The organism is Serratia sp. FS14 (assembly GCF_000695995.1).
Classification (GTDB): Bacteria; Pseudomonadota; Gammaproteobacteria; order Enterobacterales; family Enterobacteriaceae; genus Serratia; species Serratia nematodiphila.
The window spans coordinates 54568-76180 of record NZ_CP005927.1 but is presented as its reverse complement, the minus strand read 5'-3'; the positions used below and the strand labels follow the sequence as shown (position 1 = coordinate 76180).

The following is a 21613-nucleotide window of genomic DNA, read 5'->3' as shown; positions in this document are numbered from 1 at the left end:
TACTTTCCCGTCCTGGTTCTTCCATCGTCTTTAAACCTAAACTCTCAGGTTCAGCATGACAACTAATTATATTTTTGTGACCGGCGGGGTCGTATCCTCTCTGGGTAAAGGCATTGCCGCAGCCTCTCTGGCGGCTATTCTTGAAGCCCGTGGCCTCAACGTTACCATCATGAAACTGGACCCGTACATCAACGTGGATCCGGGCACCATGAGCCCGATTCAGCATGGGGAAGTTTTCGTCACCGAAGACGGCGCAGAAACCGATCTGGATTTGGGTCACTACGAGCGCTTCATTCGCACCAAAATGTCGCGTCGCAACAACTTCACCACCGGCCGCATCTACTCCGACGTGCTGCGTAAAGAACGCCGCGGCGACTATCTGGGCGCGACCGTGCAGGTCATTCCGCACATCACCAACGCGATCAAAGAGCGCATCATCGAAGGCGGCGAAGGCCACGATGTGGTGCTGGTGGAAATCGGCGGCACCGTCGGCGATATCGAATCGCTGCCGTTCCTCGAAGCCATCCGTCAGATGGCGGTGGAAGTGGGCCGCGAGCACACGCTGTACATGCACTTGACGCTGGTGCCGTACATGGCGGCGGCCGGCGAAGTGAAAACCAAGCCGACCCAGCATTCCGTAAAAGAGCTGCTTTCCATCGGTATTCAGCCTGATGTGCTGATTTGCCGCTCCGATCGCGCGGTTCCTGCTAACGAACGCGCTAAAATCGCGCTTTTCTGCAACGTGCCGGAAAAAGCGGTTATCTCTCTGAAAGACGTTGATTCTATTTATAAAATCCCAGGCCTATTGAAATCTCAGGGACTGGACGATTATATTTGTAAACGATTCAGCCTGAACGCGCCGGAAGCCAACCTGGCCGAATGGGAACAGGTTATCTACGAAGAAGCCAATCCGGGCGGCGAAGTGACCATCGGTATGGTCGGTAAATACGTTGAGCTGCCGGACGCCTACAAGTCGGTGATTGAAGCGCTGAAGCACGGCGGGCTGAAAAACCGTCTGACCGTGAACATCAAGCTGATCGACTCGCAGGACGTGGAAACCCGCGGCGTGGAAGTGCTGAAAGGGCTGGACGCGATCCTGATCCCGGGCGGCTTTGGCTATCGCGGCGTGGAAGGCAAAGTGATGACCGCACGCTATGCGCGCGAGAACAACATTCCTTATCTGGGCATTTGCCTGGGCATGCAGGTGGCGTTGATGGAGTTCGCTCGCAACGTGGCGGGGATGGAGAACGCCAACTCCACCGAGTTTATGCCAGACTGTAAGTACCCGGTGGTGGCGTTGATCACCGAATGGCGCGACGAAGACGGCAACGTCGAAGTGCGCAGCGAAGAAAGCGATTTGGGCGGCACGATGCGCGTAGGTGGCCAACAGTGCAACCTGAGCGACAACAGCCTGGTGCGCCAGCTGTACGGCGAACCGACCATTGTCGAGCGTCATCGTCACCGTTACGAAGTTAACAACATGCTGTTGAAGCAGATCGAAGCCGCAGGGCTGCGTGTCGCCGGTCGTTCCGCCGACAACAAGCTGGTTGAGATCATTGAACTGCCGAATCACCCGTGGTTTGTAGCCTGTCAGTTCCACCCGGAATTTACGTCTACGCCGCGTGATGGGCATCCGCTGTTCGCCGGCTTCGTGAAAGCCGCTGGCGAGCATCAGAAGCGCCAGGTGAAATAACATATTTGGTAGGCGGCGCGCGGTGAGAACCGCGCGCTGTTTGTCTGGAGTTTTAGTTTAACTTGTACTGAGGAAAACCTAATGTCCAAAATCGTTAAAGTCATCGGTCGTGAAATCATCGACTCCCGCGGTAACCCGACTGTTGAAGCCGAAGTTCATCTGGAAGGCGGTTTCGTCGGCCTGGCTGCTGCGCCGTCAGGTGCTTCTACCGGTTCCCGCGAAGCGCTGGAACTGCGTGACGGTGACAAGTCTCGTTTCCTGGGTAAAGGCGTACTGAAAGCCGTTGCTGCAGTAAACGGTCCGATTGCTCAGGCAGTACTGGGTAAAGATGCCAAAGACCAGGCGAACATCGACAAGATCATGATCGAGCTGGACGGCACCGAAAACAAATCCAACTTCGGCGCCAACGCCATTCTGGCGGTTTCTCTGGCAGCAGCGAAAGCGGCCGCAGCCTCTAAAGGCATGCCGCTGTACGAGCACATCGCTGAACTGAACGGCACCCCAGGCAAATTCTCCATGCCACTGCCGATGATGAACATCATCAACGGCGGCGAGCACGCTGACAACAACGTCGACATTCAGGAATTCATGATTCAGCCGGTTGGCGCGAAAACCCTGAAAGAAGCGGTGCGCATCGGTTCCGAAGTGTTCCACCACCTGGCGAAAGTTCTGAAAGCCAAAGGCATGAACACCGCCGTGGGCGACGAAGGCGGCTACGCGCCAAACCTGGGTTCCAACGCCGAAGCGCTGGCGGTTATCGCTGAAGCGGTAAAAGCGGCGGGCTACGAGCTGGGCAAAGACGTTACTCTGGCGATGGACTGCGCGGCTTCCGAATTCTACAAAGACGGTAAATACGTGCTGGCCGGCGAAGGCAACAAAGCCTTCACTTCCGAAGAGTTCACTCACTTCCTGGAAGAGCTGACCAAACAGTACCCAATCGTGTCTATCGAAGACGGCCTGGATGAATCCGACTGGGCGGGCTTCGCTTACCAGACCAAAGTACTGGGCGACAAAATCCAGCTGGTTGGCGACGATCTGTTCGTGACCAACACCAAGATCCTGAAAGAAGGCATCGAGAAAGGCATCGCTAACTCCATCCTGATCAAGTTCAACCAGATCGGTTCTCTGACCGAAACCCTGGCGGCTATCAAGATGGCGAAAGACGCCGGTTACACCGCAGTGATCTCTCACCGTTCCGGTGAAACCGAAGACGCGACCATCGCCGACCTGGCGGTAGGTACTGCGGCTGGCCAGATCAAAACCGGTTCCATGAGCCGTTCTGACCGCGTTGCCAAGTACAACCAACTGATCCGTATCGAAGAAGCGCTGGGTGACCGTGCGCCGTTCAACGGCCTGAAAGAAGTTAAAGGCCAGTAAGTTCGACCGATTCGGTTGCTAAATAAAAACCCGCCGCGGCGGGTTTTTTATGGTTATAACCGGTATATTAACTACGAGTTATTTATCAAGAAAGTAACTTTAAACTGGATAAATTTATTGCCATAACTTTGTCTCCGCTTTTTATATTTCCATTTTATTTGCTTTATAACTATTCGTTACTAGACTGCCAATAAGGCAGTTTATTTTCGCCGTTCTGCCGTAGACCTTCATCATCACCATACCTTAATACTGCCGGCTTGCTGGCCGGTTGAGCGAGGGCTTGATGCGACAGCGAATCATCATTGTCGGCGGCGGAACCGGCGGCACCATATTGGCCAATTTATTAGCCACAAAATTGCACCGGGAAATTATTAATAATAAAGTTGAGTTATTAATGATATCGGATTCACCGCTGCATTATTACAAACCGGCGTTTATGTATGTGGCATTCAATTCTTTTTTCAAGCAGGAGCTTACGCGCTCACAGCGGAGTTTATTGCGGCCTGAAATACAGTTTATTATTGATAAGGCGGAATCTTTCGATTTAAAACAGCGAAGTATAGCGACGCAAAGCGGTAAGCTTTACTCCTATGACTTTTTGGTTTTCGCCACCGGCTGCGTACCTTGGCCGGAGCGCATCGAAGGGTTGGCGCAGGCGGGCGATCATTTCTACCAGTATCAGGCCGCGCGGCAGTTGGCGCATAAGCTGGCGACGATCGAGAAAGGCCGCATTTTCATCACCGTGTCCTTCCCTGAAACGCCTAATGTGCCCCATCAGTGCGGCATCGCGCCGATCGAAACCACCCTGATGCTGGACGACTACCTGCGGCGGCGCGGCGTGCGCAAGGCGGTGGAGATCGTTTATACCTACCCAACCATTTCTCAACTGCTGCGCAACTGTCTGTTTTTACAGCGACCGACCGGCGAAGCGCTGCCCGCCATTTTTGCCGCGCGCGACATTCGCCACCAGCGTGGGTTTACCCTCAGCCGGGTGGACGCTCAGCGCAACATCGCCTATTCCGCTGAGGGGGAAGAGCAGCCGTTCGATATTCTGATGGCAACGCCGCCGATTCGCGCAGTCGAGGCGGTGCGCAATACCGGGTTGAGCGAGAGTCAAAACGGTGAAGGCTGGCTGCCGACCGATCATCAAACGCTGCAGGTCTACGGCCAACAGGGCGTGTATGTCATAGGCGATACTGTGGATTTGCCGGTCAGCAAGGCCGGCGGCTCTTGCCATAATCAGGCGCCGGTCATTGCCGACAACATCGTGGCGGAAATGCGACTGGGACAACCTGTGAGCCATTACGACGGCAAGGTGCAGGCGGTCGCGCAAATGGGGCTGAATGCCGGCATGCCGCTGGTGTACGACTATCGTCACGACGTACTGCCGACGCCAGCCACCAAGGCGGGCGGCATGCTGCGCAACGGGTTTAACCGCGGCCTTTACTGGGCCACGGTAAGGGGGCTGATATGACGGAAAGCACGGTGCATGCGGCTGACCTGCAATCATTGGCGGCGTTGCTCGAGAAATTGCAGCCGCTGCTGGCGGGCGGCCGGTTGGATAACGTGGTCGATCTGTTGTCGCTGTTGTCGGATGTGGTGGATATTGCCGACAACGCGTTGGTGGAGAAATTAGCCGGCGTCTTTGAAGGTTTGGTGACCCTCGGCTGGGAAGGTGGAACGGCGCTGCAGATGGCGCACAGCGAGCTGCAGTTGAATCCACCACCGGCCAGTTTTCGCGCGCTGTACGCCTTGCTGAAGCAGCCGGATACCTTGCTGGGGTTAACGTTGCTGCTGCGTACTTTACAAATCATCGGCCGGCGCACGCGAGACAGCGCGTTGCCGCCGGCCATTTCGGATGAATCAACGAATTAAGCTTTCCCACTCAGGTAAGGAGTTGCGTTATGTCCGCCATCACTGGCCATGCTTTCGCCACCCGCGCCATTCATTACGGCTACGATCCTCAGTTGTATTGGGGGGCACTGTCCCCACCGGTGTTTATGAGCTCTACGTTTGCTTTTCCCACGGCGGAATACGGCGGCGCCTGCTTTGCCGGCACCGAGCCGGGGTACTTTTACTCGCGCATCGCCAACCCGACGTTAAACCTGCTCGAGCAACGCATCGCCAACCTGGAGGAGGGGGAGGCGGCGGTGGCGTTCGCTTCCGGCATGGGGGCGATCACCGCGTGTTGCTGGACGCTGCTCAGACCGGGTGATGAGCTGATTGTCGACGAAACCGTCTATGGTTGCACCTTCAGCTACTTTCATCATGGTCTGGCGCGCTTTGGCGTCAAGATAACCCACGTTGATTTGACCCGGCCGGAGCGGTTGGCGGCGGCCATTGGACCGCGTACCCGCCTGGTGTATTGCGAAACGCCGGCCAATCCCAATATGCGTTTGATCGATATCGCCGCCGTGGCGGAGATTGCCCATCGGCATCAGGCGCTGTTGCTGGTGGACAACACCTACTGTACGCCCTATCTGCAGCGGCCTTTGGCGCTAGGCGCCGATATCGTGGTGCACTCGGCGACCAAGTACCTCGGCGGGCACGGGGATCTCCTGGCCGGGATCGCGGTGACGCGTCAGGCGTTGGCCGAGGCGATCCGTCTGGAGGGGCTAAAGGACATGAATGGGGCGGTACTGTCAGCGCAGGATGCCGCGCTGGTGCTGCGTGGGATGAAAACTTTGCCGCTGCGCATGGATCGTCATTGCGATAATGCGCAGCGCCTGGCGGAGATGTTGGCGGAGCATCCGGCGGTCGAGCGGGTATATTACCCCGGCCTGGCGAACTTCCCGCAGCATGCGTTGGCGCAGCGGCAAATGGCGCGCCCCGGTGGCATGCTGGCGTTTGAGCTGCGGGGTGGCCTGCGTGCGGGCATTCGCTTCCTCAACGCGCTGCAGCTCATCTTGCGCGCGGTCAGCCTGGGCGATTGCGAAAGCCTGGCGCAACACCCGGCCAGCATGACGCACTCGGCCTACACGCCGGAAGAGCGGAAACGGCACCACATCAGCGAGGGGCTGGTGCGGCTGTCCGCCGGGCTGGAGGCGTTTGACGATCTGCAGGCGGATATCCTGCAAGCGCTGGCGCAGGCGCAATAAAAAACCCGCCGCAGCGGGTTTTAGCCGAAGCGAGCGTTACATCTGTTGCGTCGCTGTGGTCACCGGCGAACCGCCGCCTTTTTTGCGTACCCACAGCCAGTAAGCCGCGGTGAGGAACGCGATCCACACCAGCCCGACATACAGGGCGATGCGGCTCTCTTCGAAGTAGCCGAGCAGGCCGATGACGAACGCCATAAAGGCGGTCGCCAATGCCGGCGCCACCGGCCACCACGGCACCGGGAAGCTCAACTGACGCGTTTCTTCCGGCGACAGCGTGCGGCGCATGACGATCTGCGACAGCAGGATCATCAGCCACACCCAGACGGTGGCGAAGGTAGCGATTGAGGCGATGATCATGAAGACCTTCTCCGGGATCAGGTAGTTGAGCACCACCGCCAGCAGCAGGGCGACCGACATCACCAGCACCGTCATCCACGGTACGCCGCTGGCGGTCAGCTTGGTGAAGCTGCGCGGCGCCTGGCCGTCCTGCGCCATGCCGTACATCATGCGGCCGGCGCCGAAGATATCGCTGTTGATGGCCGAAATGGCGGCGGTGATCACTACCACGTTCAGCACGTTGGCGGCGGAGCTGATGCCGAGGTTGCTGAAGATCTCAACGAACGGGCTGCCGTTCTGGCCGATGCTGTTCCACGGATAGATCGCCATCAGCACCGTCAGCGTCAGCACGTAAAACAGCAGGATGCGCACCGGTACGGCGTTGATCGCCTTCGGCAGCACTTTGGCGGGGTCTTTCGCCTCGCTGGCGGTGATGCCGATGATCTCGATGCCGCCGAAGGCGAACATCACTACCGCTAATGACGCGACCACGCCGCCGATGCCGTTAGGCATAAAGCCGCCGTGCTGCCACAGGTTGCTGATGCCGGTGGCGTGCTGGGCTTGCCCGAAACCGAACAGCATTACCGCCGCACCGCCGACGATCATCGCCACGATGGCGGCGACCTTGACCAGCGACAGCCAGAACTCCAGCTCGCCGAAAACCTTGACGCTGCACAGGTTGAGCGCGCCGATAAACAGGATGATGCTGAGCACCCAGACCCACTGGGCGACGTCCGGGAACCACAGCCCCATATAGATGCCGAAGGCAGTGACGTCCGCCAGGGCGACGATCACCATTTCAAAGGTGTAGGTCCAGCCGGTGAGGAACCCGGCCAGCGGGCCGAGATAGTGGCTGGCGTAGTGGCCGAACGAACCGGAAACTGGCTGGTGCACCGCCATTTCGCCCAGCGCGCGCATCACCATGAATACCGCCGCGCCGCCCACCAGGTAGGCCAGCAGCACCGCCGGACCGGCCAGCTGGATGGCGCCGGCGGAGCCGTAGAACAGGCCGGTGCCGATCGCCGAGCCGAGAGCCATGAAACGGATATGTCGCGCGTTTAGTCCGCGTCTGAGTTGTGTTGTTTCGTTACGCATGTTGCTTCCCGTTAAGTGTTTGCCGAACAGGCACGCGCTGCCCGCGCCGGGTGGAACGCACCCGGCGGGGCAGAACAAACTGCGTGATTCAGTATGTGATGATTATGCCTGGCTAGGCAGCAGCGCCGCAGGCAGCAGCGATGTCAGGTGACCGGCCGCCAAGAGTTGGCTGGCGGCTTCAATGTCGGGGGCGAAGAAACGATCCTTGTCGTAGAAACTGACATGCTCGCGCAGCAGACTGCGCGCCTGCTCCAGACCTTCCGAGGTCTTCAGGCCGTTGCGGAAATCCAGGCCCTGGCAGGCGGCCAGCCACTCGACCGCCAGAATACCGCGTACGTTGTCCGCCATGTTCCACAGGCGGCGGCCGGCGGCCGGCGCCATGGAAACGTGGTCCTCCTGGTTGGCGGAGGTCGGAATGCTGTCGACGCTTGATGGATGCGCCAGCGCTTTGTTTTCGCTGGCCAGCGCTGCGGCGGTGACCTGAGCGATCATGAAGCCGGAGTTCACGCCGCCGTTCTCCACCAGGAACGGTGGCAGCTGCGACATGTGTTTGTCCATCATCAGCGAGATGCGGCGCTCGGACAGCGAACCGATTTCGGCGAATGCCAGCGCCAGGTTATCGGCGGCCATCGCCACCGGTTCGGCGTGGAAGTTGCCGCCGGACAGCACGTCGCCCTGTTCGGCGAACACCAACGGGTTATCGGAGACGGCGTTGGCTTCGATCTCCAGCACCTCGGCGGCCTGACGGATCTGCGTCAGGCAGGCGCCCATGACCTGCGGCTGGCAGCGCAGGGAGTAAGGATCCTGCACTTTTTCACAGTTGCGGTGCGAGTCGGAGACTTCGCTGCGCGCGCCGAGCAGGTGGCGGTAGGCGAGGGCGGCGTCGATCTGGCCGCGCTGGCCGCGCACCTCGTGGATACGCGCATCGAACGGGCTGCGAGAGCCCAGCGCCGCTTCCACCGTCAGGCTGCCCGCCACGGTGGCGGCCGCGAACAGATCTTCGGCATCGAACAGGCCGCGCAGCGCGAAGGCGGCGGAGACCTGGGTGCCGTTCAGCAATGCCAGGCCCTCTTTCGCCGCCAGCGTCAGCGGTTTCAGGCCGGCTTTGGCCAGCGCTTCGGTCGCCGGCAACCATTGACCCTGATGGCGTGCCTTACCTTCGCCCAGCAGCACCAGGCTCATGTGTGCCAGCGGCGCCAGGTCGCCGGAGGCGCCGACGGAGCCTTTCAGCGGAATATGCGGATAGACTTCGGCGTTGACCAGCGCGATCAGCGCCTGGATAACTTCCAGGCGAATGCCGGAGAAGCCGCGCGACAGGCTGTTGATTTTCAGCACCATGATCAGGCGCACCAGATTGTCGTCGGTCGGCTCGCCCACGCCGGCGGCGTGTGACAGCACGATCGAGCGCTGCAGATTTTCCAAATCGTCGCGGGCGATGCGCGTCGAAGCCAGCAGGCCAAATCCGGTGTTGATGCCGTATGTGGTGCGGTTTTCTTCAACGATGCGCTCTACGCAGGCCACGCTCTGCTGGATAGGGCCGTAGGCGTTGTCGTCCAGCGTCAGCGTCACCGGATGTTGATAGACGTCGCGTAGCTGGGCCAGCGTCAGTTTGCCCGGGCGAATAGTCAGCGCTTTCATGCTTTTTCTCCTTGGGTGGCGGCAACCATCGGCAGGTTCAGGCCTTGCTCGCGGGCGCAGTCGATAGCGATATCGTAGCCGGCGTCGGCGTGACGCATGACCCCGGTAGCCGGGTCATTGTGCAGCACGCGGGCGATGCGCTCGGCGGCCTCATCGGTGCCGTCGCAGACGATCACCATGCCGGAGTGTTGGGAGAAGCCCATGCCGACGCCGCCGCCGTGGTGCAGGGAAACCCAGGTGGCGCCGCTGGCGGTGTTCAGCAGGGCGTTCAGCAGCGGCCAGTCGGAGACCGCATCTGAGCCGTCTTTCATCGCTTCGGTTTCACGGTTCGGGCTGGAAACGGAGCCGGAATCCAGGTGGTCGCGGCCGATGACGATCGGGGCGGACAGTTCGCCGCGGCGCACCATCTCGTTGAACGCCAGACCCAGCTTGGCGCGCTGGCCGAGGCCAACCCAGCAGATGCGCGCCGGCAGGCCCTGGAAGCTGATGCGCTCGCGCGCCATGTCCAGCCAGCGGTGCAGGTGTTCGTCATCCGGGATCAGCTCTTTCACCATGGCGTCGGTTTTGTAGATGTCCTGCGGATCGCCGGACAGCGCCGCCCAGCGGAACGGCCCGATGCCGCGGCAGAACAGCGGACGGATGTAGGCCGGCACGAAGCCTGGGAAGTCGAAGGCGTTGTCGACGCCGGTTTCTTTCGCCATCTGGCGAATGTTGTTGCCGTAGTCGAAGGTCGGCACGCCCATCTGCTGGAACGCCAGCATGGCTTTGACGTGATCGGCCATCGACTGCTTGGCGGCGGCGACCACCTTGGCCGGCTCGGTCTGTGCGCGCTGGCGATACTCTTCCCAGCTCCAACCCTTCGGCAGATAGCCGTTCAGCGGATCGTGGGCGCTGGTCTGGTCGGTGACCATGTCCGGGCGCACGCCGCGGCGCACCAGCTCAGGCAGGATTTCCGCCGCGTTGCCGCACAGGGCGATGGAGATGGCTTTGCCTTCGGCGGTGTATTTTTTGATGCGGGCCAGCGCGTCGTCCAGATCTTTGGCCTGCTCATCGACGTAGCGGGTTTTCAGACGGAAATCGATGCGGCTCTGCTGACATTCGATGTTCAGCGAGCAGGCGCCCGCCAGCGTGGCGGCCAGCGGCTGCGCGCCGCCCATGCCGCCCAGACCGGCGGTCAGCACCCAACGCCCCTGCAGACTGCCGTCGTAGTGCTGGCGGCCCGCTTCGACGAAGGTCTCATAGGTGCCCTGAACGATGCCCTGGCTGCCGATGTAGATCCAGCTGCCGGCGGTCATCTGGCCGTACATGGCCAGGCCTTTGGCGTCCAGTTCGTTGAAGTGTTCCCAGGTCGCCCAGTGCGGCACCAGGTTGGAGTTGGCGATCAGCACGCGTGGCGCGTTGCTGTGGGTTTTGAATACGCCGACCGGCTTGCCGGACTGCACCAGCAGGGTTTCGTCTTCTTCCAGCGTTTTCAGGGTTTCGACGATCTTGTCGTAGCAATCCCAGTCGCGCGCGGCGCGGCCGATGCCGCCGTACACCACCAGCTCGTGTGGGTTCTCCGCAACTTCAGGATCGAGGTTGTTCATCAGCATGCGTAACGGCGCTTCGGTCAGCCAGCTTTTTGCGTTTAATTGTGTGCCGCGTGGCGCGCGTACATCGACATTGCGAACTTTGTTATTTGTAGTCACAGCATTTTCCTCAAACAGTATCGGTGCAGATTCCATGCCGCGGTGGGGATGAGTACCACGGCATAACAATGCGTAGGGCTTATTAACATATACTTGTATGTACAAGCATATGCAACACTGACCAGTTGCCGCTGAAAAGTGGCATAAGAAAAAGTTATTTTCTTTTTATATCAGGTTGATATGCGATTTTTTATCGCCGGTCTCAGATACGGAAAGCCGGAGAAAAGTGAGCTGTTCGGCAAAAATGAATTAAAATTGACTCATTTTTGGGCGGCTAGTCACAATATTTTTACAGACTGATTACAGTTGGCGGCGGAGGATAAACAAGCCCTATCACCGCAGGAAGAAAGCCCGCCGTGGGCGGGCTTGCCAGGCTCAGGCAGCCGGTTGCAGCATCGGCTTGCGGCTCATCTTGCACACCGTGGCGATGGCGGCGATCAGAGCCGGTACGCACAGGAACATCAGGATGCTCTGCACTTCCCACTGCATCGCCAGCAGTTGGGCGCCCATCATGGTGCCGGCGACGCCGCCGAAGCGGCCGATGCCCTGCATCCAGGCGATGCCGGTGGCGCGGCTGTGGGTCGGGTAGAAGGTGGCCGCCAGCGTTTGCAGCCCGGACTGCGCGCCGTTCATGGTGACGCCCATCAGGAAGATGAAGGCGCCCAGCAGCACGATCTGCTTGTCTTCGGTGGCCATCGCCACGATCAGCAGGGCGGTGACGACAAAGCCGCTCGAGACCACTTTGTGCGCATTCCAGCGGTCCATCAGCCAGCCGGCCACCAGGATGCCGAGCGTGCCGCCGAAGGTGAACAGCGAGGTGAGCATCGCCGATTGCTCCAGCTGATAGCCCAAGCCCTGCATCAGGATCGGCATCCAGCTCAGCAACACGTAGTAGATCACCAGCCCCATGAAGTAGGTCAGCCAAAGCATCAGCGTGCCGAGCAGGTAAGGGCGGCTGAACAGCAGCCCGACGCTGGTCTTGGCCTGCGTCAGCTTCTCTTCATACAGGTAAAAACGCGTCACGCCGTCGAGGCTCTGGCTGACGAAGCGTTGCGCGATGCGTTTGATCTTCGCCGCATCCTGCCCGCGGTTGACCATATATTTGACCGATTCCGGCAGCAGCAGGATCAGCAACACCGTCAACGCCAGCGGCGCAATGGCGCCGAGCAACAGCACGCTGTGCCAGCCGTAGCTCGGGATCAGCCACGATGAAATGGCGCCGCCGCCGGCCGCGCCCAGCGGAAAGCCGCAATACATGGTATTGATCGCCAGCGAACGGCAGCGCTGCGGCGCGTATTCGGAGATCAGCGTGATAGCGTTGGGCATCGCCGCTCCCAGCCCGAGGCCGGTGAGGAAACGCCACAGCGTCAGGCTATTGAGCGAGCCGGCGTAGGCGGTGGCCAGGCTCGACAGGCCGAAGAACAGGCAGGAAAACACCAGCACGCGCTTGCGGCCGATGCGGTCGGAGATTGGCCCGGCTATCAGCGCGCCGAGCGACAGCCCCAGCAGCGCGGCGCTCAGCACCGGCCCCAGATCCTGCTTCATGATGCCCCAGTCTTTGGCGACCGAGGGGGCGATATAGCCCATGGCGGCGGTATCGAAACCGTCGATGGCGAGGATCAGGAATCCGAGAATGATCAGTGTCCAGTGAAACAGCGAAAACTTGCTGTCGTCGATGGCCTGTTGAATGTTTAACTCGCTGGTGGAATGAGTCATGGCACCCTCTAAACGCAGATGTAGTCGTGATGGAACGTGGCCGGAACTGTCGCCCGGCTTGTGTTTGCTTGTATATACATCTGCGCGTCGACGCTTTATGTCAAATATAATTATCTTATTTGTTAACTTCGTGTTGTTTTCTGTGGAGCAGGTTGCACCGTGGATGAAAGGCCTAAGACCGGTTAACAAATTAAATGAACGCCATTGGCGGTGAGATATGCTGGCGGCGGCGCGGAGGAAAAAATTTAATACAATTTTGGCCGTTTGGTCGCCGGGCCGGAATCTGCGATAATCGCTTTTTACTTTTCCAGATTGAGAAACCGATGCAGTACCCGATCAACGAGATGTTCCAAACCTTGCAGGGCGAAGGCTTTTTCACCGGCGTGCCGGCCATTTTCATCCGCCTGCAGGGCTGCCCGGTAGGGTGCAGCTGGTGCGACACCAAACATACTTGGGAAAAGGAAGCCCATCGGGAAGTCGACCTGCAACGGATCCTGGTCAAAACAGAAGAGAGCGACGCCTGGGGCAATGCCAGCGCCGAGCAGCTGCTGGCGGTGATGCGTCAGCAAGGCTACACCGCGCGTCATGTGGTGATCACCGGCGGCGAACCCTGCATCTACGATCTGGCACCGCTGACCGAGCTGTTCGAACAGCACGGCTACCGTTGCCAGATTGAAACCAGCGGCACCCACGAAATTCGCTGTTCCGCCAACACCTGGGTGACGGTTTCGCCCAAGGTGAATATGCGCGGTGGCATGAAGGTGTTGGATCAGGCGCTGCGGCGCGCCGACGAGGTGAAGCATCCGGTGGCGCGCGAGCGCGACATCGAGGCGCTGGATGCGCTGCTGGCGACGTTGCAGGATGACAAGGCGCGCATTATCGCACTGCAGCCGATCAGCCAGAAAGAAGAGGCGACCCGTCTGTGTATTGAAACCTGTATCGCGCGCAATTGGCGGCTGTCGATGCAGACCCACAAGTATCTGAACATCGCCTAAAATCAGGGCGCCATTGCGGCGCCCTTTCTTTTAACCTTTATATACGCATCCCGCCGTACAGGTCTCTTTCACCATCACCGCCGTCAATTCCGGCAGCTGGGGCTTGAGCTGCTGCCAAATCCAGGCGGCGAGCACTTCGCTGGTGGGATTTTCCAATCCTGGAATATCGTTCAGATAATGGTGATCCAGCCGTTCCCAGATCGGGGAAAACACAGCCTTGAGCTCGGCGAAATCCATCACCCAACCGGTGTGGGGATCCACTTCACCGGTCACTTCCAGACGCACCATAAACGAATGCCCATGCAGACGGCCGCATTTATGGCCCTCCGGCACGTGCGGCAAGCGGTGTGCGGCTTCAAACTGAAAATCTTTAAACAGCGTGGTTGCCATTATTACGGCCTCATTGACTCAAAAACCGCCGCATAGTACCGGAAAGCGCGTCTGCTTGCCATTTATACCGTTATGGTCTACCGCCACGGCCAACGCGCCCGTTTAACACTTTTTTTGTTTGGTGTTTGCGGCACCTATCGGCTGGGGTTATGAGCCGAAATGTTGAACGGTGAAAAAACGATGAAAAAAAGCGCTTTAATTTCATCTGGATAAAAAACTTTGTTTAACGGTTTAAGCGTTATGCCTTACCAGAAAAACAGCTTAGTCATTTTGGTTATGATTTATTGCTATCCCTTATTTAATCGTTGCTATTCTGCTCGGTAACCTTACAAACTCTCCTGATCTTTTCCGCACACCCGACGCAGCGAAGAGACAGCGACTGACACTGGCGCGCGCCTGGCAGGAAAGGCGCTAAGTATAGGAAATAAGTACAGCAATGACGACTCAGGCTCCTCCAACATCTTTGCTCCCGCTGACGCCCGAACAGCTGGCGCGCCTACAGGCGACGATCGGCGACTATTCGCCGACGCAGCTGGCGTGGCTGTCCGGTTATTTTTGGGGCATGGTCAATCAACAGCCCGGAGCCGTGGCCATTGCGCCTGTTGCCCCTGCGGCTGCCGCCGGCATCACCATCATTTCCGCTTCGCAGACCGGCAATGCGCGCCGCCTGGCGGAGCAGCTGCGCGACGATCTGCTGGCCGCCAATCTGAGCGCCACGCTGATCAGCGCCGGCGACTACAAGTTCAAGCAGATAGCTCAAGAGCGCCTGCTGGTGATCGTCGCCTCCACGCAAGGGGAAGGTGAGCCGGCGGAAGAAGCGGTGGCGCTGCATAAATTCCTGTTCTCGAAAAAGGCGCCGAAGCTGAATGATACCGCTTTTGCGGTGTTCGGGCTGGGCGACACCTCTTATGAGAATTTCTGCCAGTCTGGTAAGGATTTCGACGGCAAGCTGGCCGAGCTGGGCGCCGAGCGCCTGGTGGAGCGCGTGGACGCCGACGTGGAGTACCAGGAACTGGCCGCCGCCTGGCGCAAACAGGTGGTGTCGGTGCTGAAGGCGCGCGCGCCGGCGGAAAGCGCCGCGCCGGGCGTGTTGGCCAGCGGCGCGGTCGATCTGATCGACAGCAGTCCGTACAGCAAGGAACAGCCGCTCACCGCCCAACTGGCGGTCAAGCAGAAAATTACCGGCCGCGCGTCGGATAAAGACGTGCGCCATATCGAGATCGATCTGGGCGACTCCGGCCTGCGCTATCAGCCGGGCGATGCGCTCGGCGTATGGTTCGACAACGATCCGGCGCTGGTGGACGAACTGGTGCAGCTGTTGTGGCTGAAAGGCGACGAGCCGGTCGAGGTGGAAGGGCAAACCCTGCCGCTGGCGCAGGCGCTGCGCAGCCATTTCGAGCTGACGCAGAACACCACGCCGATCGTCGATAAATACGCCGCGCTGTCGCGCGACGAAACGCTGATCGGCCTGCTGGCGGATAAAGCCGCGCTGCAGCAGTACGCGCACAACACGCCGATCGTCGACATGGTGCGCCAGGCGCCGGCGGATCTGAGCGCCGAACAGCTGGTCGGCCTGCTGCGCCCGCTGACGCCGCGCCTGTATTCCATCGCCTCTTCGCAGGCGGAGAACGAAAGCGAAGTGCACATCACCGTGGGCGTGGTGCGTTACGACATCGACGGGCGCGCCCGCAGCGGCGGCGCCTCCGGCTTCCTGGCGGATCGTCTGGAGGAAGACGGCGACGTGCGGGTGTTTATCGAACACAACGATAACTTCCGCCTGCCGGCCAACCCGGAAACGCCGGTGATCATGATCGGCCCGGGCACCGGCATCGCGCCGTTCCGCGCCTTTATGCAGCAGCGCGACGCCGACGGCGCCGGCGGCAAAAACTGGCTGTTCTTCGGCAACCCGCACTTTACCGAAGATTTCCTGTATCAGGTCGAATGGCAGCGCTACGTGAAAGACGGCCTGCTGACCCGCATCGATCTGGCCTGGTCCCGCGACCAACAACATAAAATATACGTACAAGACAAACTGCGCGAACAGGGCGCGGAAGTGTGGCGCTGGATTCAGGAAGGCGCGCACATTTACGTCTGCGGCGATGCCAATCGCATGGCAAAAGACGTGGAAAACACATTACTGGAACTGGTGGCCGAGCACGGTGGCATGGATACCGAGCAGGCGGATGAATTTTTAAGTGAGCTGCGCCTTGAGCGCCGTTATCAGCGAGATGTTTACTGATGAGTGATAAACACCCCGGGCCTTTGGTAGTCGAAGGCAAACTGGCCGATGCGGAGCGCATGAAGAAGGAGAGTAACTTCTTGCGTGGCACCATCGCCGATGATTTGAACGACGGCCTGACCGGCGGCTTCAACGGCGACAACTTCCTGCTGATCCGTTTTCACGGCATGTACCAGCAGGATGACCGCGACATTCGCGCCGAACGCGCCGAGCAGAAGCTGGAGCCGCGCCACGCCATGATGCTGCGCTGTCGCCTGCCGGGTGGCATCATCAGCCCGCAGCAGTGGCTGGGCATCGACAAGTTCGCGCAGGAGAGCACGCTGTACGGCAGCATTCGCATCACCAACCGCCAAACGTTCCAGTTTCACGGCATTCTGAAAGGCAACGTCAAACCGGTGCACCAGCTGCTGAACCGCCTGGGGCTGGACGCGCTGGCGACCGCCAACGACGTGAACCGCAACGTGCTGTGCACCTCCAATCCGGTGGAGTCCGAGCTGCATCAGGAAGCCTACGAGTGGGCGAAGAAGATCTCCGAACACCTGCTGCCGCGCACCCGCGCCTACGCAGAGGTGTGGCTGGATCAGGAGAAGGTGGCCACCACCGACGAAGAGCCGATTCTGGGGCCGACCTACCTGCCGCGTAAATTTAAAACCACGGTGGTGATCCCGCCGCAGAACGACGTCGATCTGCACGCCAACGACATGAACTTTGTGGCGATCGCCGAAAACGGCAAGCTGGTGGGCTTCAACCTGCTGGTGGGCGGCGGGCTGTCCATTGAGCACGGCAACAAGAAAACCTACGCGCGCCAGGCCAGCGAGTTCGGCTACATTCCGCTCGAGCATACGCTGGCGGTGGCGGAAGCGGTGGTGACCACGCAGCGCGACTGGGGCAACCGTACCGATCGCAAGAACGCCAAAACCAAATACACGCTGGAGCGCGTCGGCGTGGACGTTTTCCGCGCCGAAGTGGAAAAGCGCGCCGGCATCACCTTCGCGCCGATCCGGCCGTATGAATTCACCGGCCGCGGCGATCGCATCGGTTGGGTGAAGGGCATCGACGATCAGTGGCATCTAACGCTGTTTATCGAGAACGGCCGCCTGCTGGACTATCCGGGGCGCCCGCTGAAGACCGGCATGGCGGAGATCGCCAAGATCCATAAAGGCGACTTCCGTCTGACGGCGAACCAAAACGTGATCATCGCCGGCGTGCCGGAAAGCGAGAAGACGAAGATCGAAGCCTTGGCGCGCGATCATGGCCTGATCGACGATCAGATCAGCGAGCAACGCAAAAACTCGATGGCCTGCGTGTCGTTCCCGACCTGCCCGCTGGCGATGGCGGAGGCCGAGCGCTTCCTGCCGCAGTTCGTCACCAAGGTGGAAGGGATCATGCATCGGCACGGGGTGGGCGACGAGCATATCGTGCTGCGCATCACCGGCTGCCCGAACGGCTGCGGCCGCGCGCTGCTGGCGGAGCTGGGGCTGGTGGGCAAGGCGGTCGGCCGCTATAACCTGCATTTGGGCGGCAACCGCGAAGGCACGCGCATTCCGCGCATGTACCGCGAGAACATCAACGAAGATGAGATCCTGAGCGAGATCGATCTGCTGGTGGGGCGCTGGGCGAAGGAGCGCAACGCTGGCGAAGGTTTCGGCGACTTCACCGTGCGCGCGGGCGTCGTCAAACCGGTGCTGGATCCGGCGCGAGATTTCTGGGAGTGAGGCCGGGCGGCCCTTGGGCAGAGGGGCCGCACAGATAATTTCAAGTATCAGGAGAGACAACATGGCTGAATTCGATCTGGCGGCGCTGAACGCGTTGCCCAAATCCGGGCAGGCGCTGGCATTGGCGGTGGTCAACGGCCAACTGGAGACCCTCAGCGCCGAACAGCGCGTTGAATGGGCGCTGGAGCATCTGCCCGGCGAGTTCGTACTCTCGTCCAGTTTCGGCATTCAGGCGGCGGTATGCCTGCACCTGGTGACGCGTATCCGCCCGGATATCCCGGTGATCCTGACCGACACCGGTTATCTGTTCCCGGAAACCTATCGCTTTATCGATCAACTGGCCGACCAGCTGAAGCTGAATCTGCAGGTGTTCCGCGCGGAGCAGTCTCCCGCCTGGCAAGAGGCGCGCTATGGCAAGCTGTGGGAGCAGGGCGTGGAAGGGATTGAAAAATACAACCAGATCAACAAGGTCGAGCCGATGAACCGCGCGCTGGAGACGCTGGGCGCGCAGAGCTGGTTCGCCGGCCTGCGGCGCGAACAGTCCGGCAGCCGCGCCAATCTGCCGGTCCTGGCGGTGCAGCGTGGGGTGTTCAAGATCCTGCCGATCATCGACTGGGACAACCGCAAGATTTACCAGTATCTGACCGAACACGGGCTGAGTTATCACCCGCTGTGGGAGCAGGGCTACCTGTCGGTAGGCGATACACACACCACCCAGAAGTGGGAGCCGGGCATGAGCGAGGAAGAGACGCGTTTCTTCGGCCTGAAGCGCGAGTGTGGCCTGCACGAAGGCTAAACGGCGTGATTGACATGACAGGGCTCAGCAATGCTGGGCCCTGTTTTTTTGCGGGCTACTTTTTCTTCTGTGCTTTCGGCGGGTGCGCCTGCGCCAGCTCTTTGATCAGCGGCAGCAGGATCTGCACGCTGTCGCGGCTGCGTTTGTCGATCCGCCCCGGCAGGTAGCGATCCAGATACTGCAGATTGTCATACTGCGGACGATGCCAGGTGATGCCCTGCGGGAAGTGCGGGCTGACGGCGCGCTGCTGGTAGCCATCTTTGTCGCCCAGCGACCAGTTGGTGGCCTCCACCGACAGCACCGGGATGCCCGCGGCGTCGAACACCTCTTGATCGGAGCAGCAGCCGGTGCCCTTCGGATGCTGCGCGCTGCCCGGATTGGTGGCGGCGGCGATGCCGTAGCTGTGGGCGATATCCAGCGCGCGATCGCGGGAACGCTTCGCCATTTGCGGCGGCGTATTGCGCCCGGCGTTGAAATACAGACGATCGCCGGTGATCAGGCTGTCGAGGTTGATCACCAGCACGGTGTTACTTTTCTCTTCCGCGCTCATGCGTTGCAGGTAGTTCTGCGCCCCCAGTGAACCGATCTCTTCGGCGCTGGTGGCGACGAAGCGCAGGCCGTAGGCGGTGGGGATGTTCTTCAGGCGTTCCGCCAGTTCCAGCATCACACCGATGCCGGAGGCGTTGTCGTCGACGCCCTGCAGCGTCAAGCCGCCGAGGTTGTTATCCAGATCCTCGTCGCTCTGCGGCGTATAGGTGTCGAAGTGGGCGACGACCACGATCTGTTTTGGGTTGTCGCCGTTGCGGGCGGCGATCACCGAGCTGGCGGTGACGTTGTTCCAGTTCTTCTTGCCGTCTTTGCTGGTGTAGAGATAGCGCGTATTGACGCTGCGAATGTCGCTTTGGTAACCCATCTTGCTGAATTGCTGCTTGAGATAGTCGGCGGTGAGCAATTCGGCCGGGCTGCCCGCCATGCGGCCGGGGAAGTAAGTGGCGATGTGGCGGGTCTGTTCGGCGGCGAAACGGCCCATTGGCGCGTCTTTTACGGGCTGTGCGGCACAAACGCTGAAGACGCCGCCGAGTGCGAGGGCCAGCAGGCTGGTCTTCAGGTAGAAACGGGAAAACATACCGAAAAATCCTTCTTTGCTATCGGCGCTGCCGATCATTTTTCTTCGGCACCCAGTATGAGACGCCGGGCGGCATTACACAATTTCCCTGTCTCTTAATTTTCGCGCGAACGCGCAAATCGCCGTCGCGATGAGCATGGTTTGCCTCCTGCGTTGCGGCCTATATTCCATAAAGGAACTAATCATTCCTTTTCGTCATTTCAGAGGCTAAATCTCAGCCCGTATAGTCACACTATCTTTCTGTTATATGAAAAGGCTGTTGTGGACTATCTACCAATATTCGCCGACCTGAAACAACGCCCGGTGCTGGTCGTTGGCGGTGGTGACGTGGCGGCGCGCAAAGTCTCCCTGCTTCAGCGCGCCGGGGCTGAAATACGGATAGTTGCGCAGTCGCTCTCACCGGAACTGGAACAACAACGTCAGCAAGGGCGGGTGCTCTGGCTGGGGAAAACCTTTGATCCGCAGCAGTTGGACGACGTGTTTCTGGCGATCGCCGCCACGGACGACAACGCGCTGAACGCCGCGGTGTTCGCTGAGGCGGATAAACGCCGGGTGTTGGCCAACGTGGTGGACGATCAGCCGCGCTGCTCGTTCATTTTCCCGTCGATCATCGATCGCTCGCCGCTGGTGGTGGCCGTATCGTCCAGCGGCCAGGCGCCGGTGCTGGCGCGACTGCTGCGCGAAAAGCTGGAGGCGTTATTGCCCGCCAGTTTGGGGCAGATGGCGCAGGTAGCGGGCCGCTGGCGCGGCCAGGTCAAACAGCGGTTGGCTTCGATCGGCGAACGTCGCCGTTTCTGGGAGAAAACCTTAGGCGGCCGTTTCGCCACGCTGGTGGCCAACGGCCAGACGGCGCAGGCGGAACGGCAGCTGGAGCAGGATTTACACCGCTTCGCCGCAGGCGATGAAGGCGCACAGGGCGAGATCGCCCTGGTGGGCGCCGGGCCGGGCGACGTGGGGCTGTTGACCCTGCGCGGGCTGCAGCTGATGCAGCAGGCGGACGTGGTGCTGTATGACCATCTGGTCAGCGGCGAGATCCTCGATCTGGTGCGGCGCGACGCCGAGCGCATCTGCGTGGGCAAGCGCGCCGGCGCGCACTCGGTGATCCAGGAAGAGACCAACCGGCTGCTGGTGGAGCTGGCGCAGCAGGGCAAACGGGTGGTGCGCCTCAAGGGCGGCGATCCATTCATCTTTGGCCGCGGCGGCGAAGAGCTGCAGGTGGCCGCCGCCGCCGGCATTCCGTTCCAGGTGGTGCCGGGCGTCACGGCCGCCGCGGGGGCGACCGCCTACGCCGGCATTCCGCTGACGCATCGCGACCATGCGCAGAGCGTGACTTTTATCACCGGCCACTGCCGCCCGGACGGCGATGGCCTGGACTGGGCCTATCTGGCCCGGGCGCGGCAAACGCTGGCTATCTACATGGGCACCATGAAGGCGGCGGACATCAGCCAGCGGCTGATCGCCCACGGCCGCGACGCTGCGACGCCGGTGGCGGTGATCAGCCGCGGCACGCGCGCCGATCAGCAGGTGCAGATCGGCACGCTGGAACAACTGGAATATCTGGCCCAACGGGCGCCGTTACCGGCGCTGCTGGTGATCGGCGAAGTGGTGGAACTGCACCACCAAATCGCCTGGTTCGGGCATCAATCGCAGACGGAAGGGGCCGTGCGCCCGGCCGTCGTGAATTTGGCATAGGCAAGGCTTTTAAGGACCT

The 21613-nt window shown here is 60.4% G+C and carries 16 protein-coding genes; 10 read left to right on the top strand and 6 right to left on the bottom strand.

Annotated elements, in window-relative coordinates; all coding sequences use genetic code 11:
• Positions 1–55 precede the first annotated feature (55 nt).
• From pyrG to L085_RS00355, 5 genes are all read left to right on the top strand, one after another.
• Positions 56–1693, top strand: a complete 1638-nt coding sequence (gene pyrG / locus L085_RS00375) for a CTP synthase (glutamine hydrolyzing) (protein ID WP_004932674.1) — start codon at positions 56–58, stop codon at positions 1691–1693.
• Positions 1694–1774: 81 nt separating this feature from the next.
• Positions 1775–3070: a phosphopyruvate hydratase gene (eno, locus tag L085_RS00370; protein WP_004932670.1), complete on the top strand. Its 1296-nt coding sequence runs from the start codon at positions 1775–1777 to the stop codon at positions 3068–3070.
• Positions 3071–3353: 283 nt separating this feature from the next.
• Positions 3354–4544, top strand: coding sequence for an FAD/NAD(P)-binding oxidoreductase (locus tag L085_RS00365; RefSeq protein WP_044029670.1), 1191 nt, complete (start codon positions 3354–3356; stop codon positions 4542–4544).
• A complete protein-coding gene (locus L085_RS00360) occupies positions 4541–4945 on the top strand; it encodes a hypothetical protein (protein ID WP_081835494.1) in 405 nt (134 codons plus the stop codon). The genes L085_RS00365 and L085_RS00360 overlap by 4 nt, the downstream gene beginning before the upstream one ends.
• Positions 4946–4974: 29 nt before the next feature.
• Positions 4975–6168 carry a methionine gamma-lyase gene (locus L085_RS00355; RefSeq protein WP_044029669.1) on the top strand — a complete coding sequence of 398 codons (1194 nt, stop codon included), beginning with the start codon at positions 4975–4977 and terminating at the stop codon, positions 6166–6168.
• 36 nt (positions 6169–6204) lie between these two features.
• On the opposite strand, the gene L085_RS00350 is transcribed toward L085_RS00355, so the two are convergent.
• From L085_RS00350 to L085_RS00335, 4 genes are all read right to left on the bottom strand, one after another.
• Positions 6205–7599, bottom strand: coding sequence for an amino acid permease (locus tag L085_RS00350; protein WP_015376675.1), 1395 nt, complete (start codon positions 7597–7599; stop codon positions 6205–6207).
• A 102-nt stretch (positions 7600–7701) separates the two neighbouring features.
• The gene (gene hutH / locus L085_RS00345) at positions 7702–9237 is read right to left on the bottom strand and encodes a histidine ammonia-lyase (RefSeq protein WP_044029668.1); all 1536 of its coding nucleotides are present in this window, start codon (positions 9235–9237) and stop codon (positions 7702–7704) included.
• On the bottom strand, positions 9234–10925 hold the full coding sequence (gene hutU, locus L085_RS00340) for a urocanate hydratase (protein WP_015376677.1): 1692 nt from the start codon (positions 10923–10925) through the stop codon (positions 9234–9236). The genes hutH and hutU overlap by 4 nt, the downstream gene beginning before the upstream one ends.
• Positions 10926–11300: 375 nt before the next feature.
• Complete coding sequence (locus L085_RS00335; protein WP_044029667.1) at positions 11301–12641, bottom strand: aromatic acid/H+ symport family MFS transporter; 1341 nt, start codon at positions 12639–12641, stop codon at positions 11301–11303.
• A 323-nt stretch (positions 12642–12964) separates the two neighbouring features.
• Here L085_RS00335 and queE point away from each other — a divergent pair, with 323 nt between their 5' ends.
• Positions 12965–13636 carry a 7-carboxy-7-deazaguanine synthase QueE gene (gene queE, locus L085_RS00330; RefSeq protein ID WP_004932641.1) on the top strand — a complete coding sequence of 224 codons (672 nt, stop codon included), beginning with the start codon at positions 12965–12967 and terminating at the stop codon, positions 13634–13636.
• A gap of 30 nt (positions 13637–13666) precedes the next feature.
• Here queE and queD read toward each other — a convergent pair whose 3' ends face one another.
• On the bottom strand, positions 13667–14026 hold the full coding sequence (gene queD / locus L085_RS00325) for a 6-carboxytetrahydropterin synthase QueD (protein WP_004932638.1): 360 nt from the start codon (positions 14024–14026) through the stop codon (positions 13667–13669).
• Positions 14027–14462: 436 nt separating this feature from the next.
• On the opposite strand from queD, the gene cysJ reads away from it, so the two are divergent.
• The 3 genes from cysJ to L085_RS00310 all read left to right on the top strand — a co-directional run bounded on the left by cysJ (position 14463) and on the right by L085_RS00310 (position 18776).
• The gene (cysJ, locus tag L085_RS00320) at positions 14463–16265 is read left to right on the top strand and encodes an NADPH-dependent assimilatory sulfite reductase flavoprotein subunit (protein ID WP_015376679.1); all 1803 of its coding nucleotides are present in this window, start codon (positions 14463–14465) and stop codon (positions 16263–16265) included.
• On the top strand, positions 16265–17980 hold the full coding sequence (gene cysI, locus L085_RS00315) for an assimilatory sulfite reductase (NADPH) hemoprotein subunit (protein ID WP_044029664.1): 1716 nt from the start codon (positions 16265–16267) through the stop codon (positions 17978–17980). The genes cysJ and cysI overlap by 1 nt, the downstream gene beginning before the upstream one ends.
• Positions 17981–18041: 61 nt before the next feature.
• The gene (locus L085_RS00310; RefSeq protein ID WP_015376681.1) at positions 18042–18776 is read left to right on the top strand and encodes a phosphoadenylyl-sulfate reductase; all 735 of its coding nucleotides are present in this window, start codon (positions 18042–18044) and stop codon (positions 18774–18776) included.
• Positions 18777–18831: 55 nt separating this feature from the next.
• On the opposite strand, the gene L085_RS00305 is transcribed toward L085_RS00310, so the two are convergent.
• Positions 18832–19902 (bottom strand): aminopeptidase, encoded by a 1071-nt coding sequence (locus L085_RS00305; protein WP_044031904.1) that lies wholly within the window; start codon positions 19900–19902, stop codon positions 18832–18834.
• Between the two features lie 261 nt (positions 19903–20163).
• On the opposite strand from L085_RS00305, the gene cysG reads away from it, so the two are divergent.
• The gene (gene cysG / locus L085_RS00300; RefSeq protein ID WP_044029663.1) at positions 20164–21594 is read left to right on the top strand and encodes a siroheme synthase CysG; all 1431 of its coding nucleotides are present in this window, start codon (positions 20164–20166) and stop codon (positions 21592–21594) included.
• Positions 21595–21613: the final 19 nt, after the last annotated feature.

Excerpts from the sequence above, each read along its gene's own strand:
- pyrG (WP_004932674.1), top strand. The coding sequence starts at position 56 with ATGACAACTAATTATATTTTTGTGACCGGCGGGGTCGTATCCTCTCTG.
- eno (WP_004932670.1), top strand. The coding sequence starts at position 1,775 with ATGTCCAAAATCGTTAAAGTCATCGGTCGTGAAATCATCGACTCCCGC.
- L085_RS00365 (WP_044029670.1), top strand. The coding sequence starts at position 3,354 with ATGCGACAGCGAATCATCATTGTCGGCGGCGGAACCGGCGGCACCATA.
- L085_RS00360 (WP_081835494.1), top strand. The coding sequence starts at position 4,541 with ATGACGGAAAGCACGGTGCATGCGGCTGACCTGCAATCATTGGCGGCG.
- L085_RS00355 (WP_044029669.1), top strand. The coding sequence starts at position 4,975 with ATGTCCGCCATCACTGGCCATGCTTTCGCCACCCGCGCCATTCATTAC.
- L085_RS00350 (WP_015376675.1), bottom strand. The coding sequence starts at position 7,599 with ATGCGTAACGAAACAACACAACTCAGACGCGGACTAAACGCGCGACAT.
- hutH (WP_044029668.1), bottom strand. The coding sequence starts at position 9,237 with ATGAAAGCGCTGACTATTCGCCCGGGCAAACTGACGCTGGCCCAGCTA.
- L085_RS00335 (WP_044029667.1), bottom strand. The coding sequence starts at position 12,641 with ATGACTCATTCCACCAGCGAGTTAAACATTCAACAGGCCATCGACGAC.
- queE (WP_004932641.1), top strand. The coding sequence starts at position 12,965 with ATGCAGTACCCGATCAACGAGATGTTCCAAACCTTGCAGGGCGAAGGC.
- queD (WP_004932638.1), bottom strand. The coding sequence starts at position 14,026 with ATGGCAACCACGCTGTTTAAAGATTTTCAGTTTGAAGCCGCACACCGC.
- cysJ (WP_015376679.1), top strand. The coding sequence starts at position 14,463 with ATGACGACTCAGGCTCCTCCAACATCTTTGCTCCCGCTGACGCCCGAA.
- cysI (WP_044029664.1), top strand. The coding sequence starts at position 16,265 with ATGAGTGATAAACACCCCGGGCCTTTGGTAGTCGAAGGCAAACTGGCC.
- L085_RS00310 (WP_015376681.1), top strand. The coding sequence starts at position 18,042 with ATGGCTGAATTCGATCTGGCGGCGCTGAACGCGTTGCCCAAATCCGGG.
- L085_RS00305 (WP_044031904.1), bottom strand. The coding sequence starts at position 19,902 with ATGTTTTCCCGTTTCTACCTGAAGACCAGCCTGCTGGCCCTCGCACTC.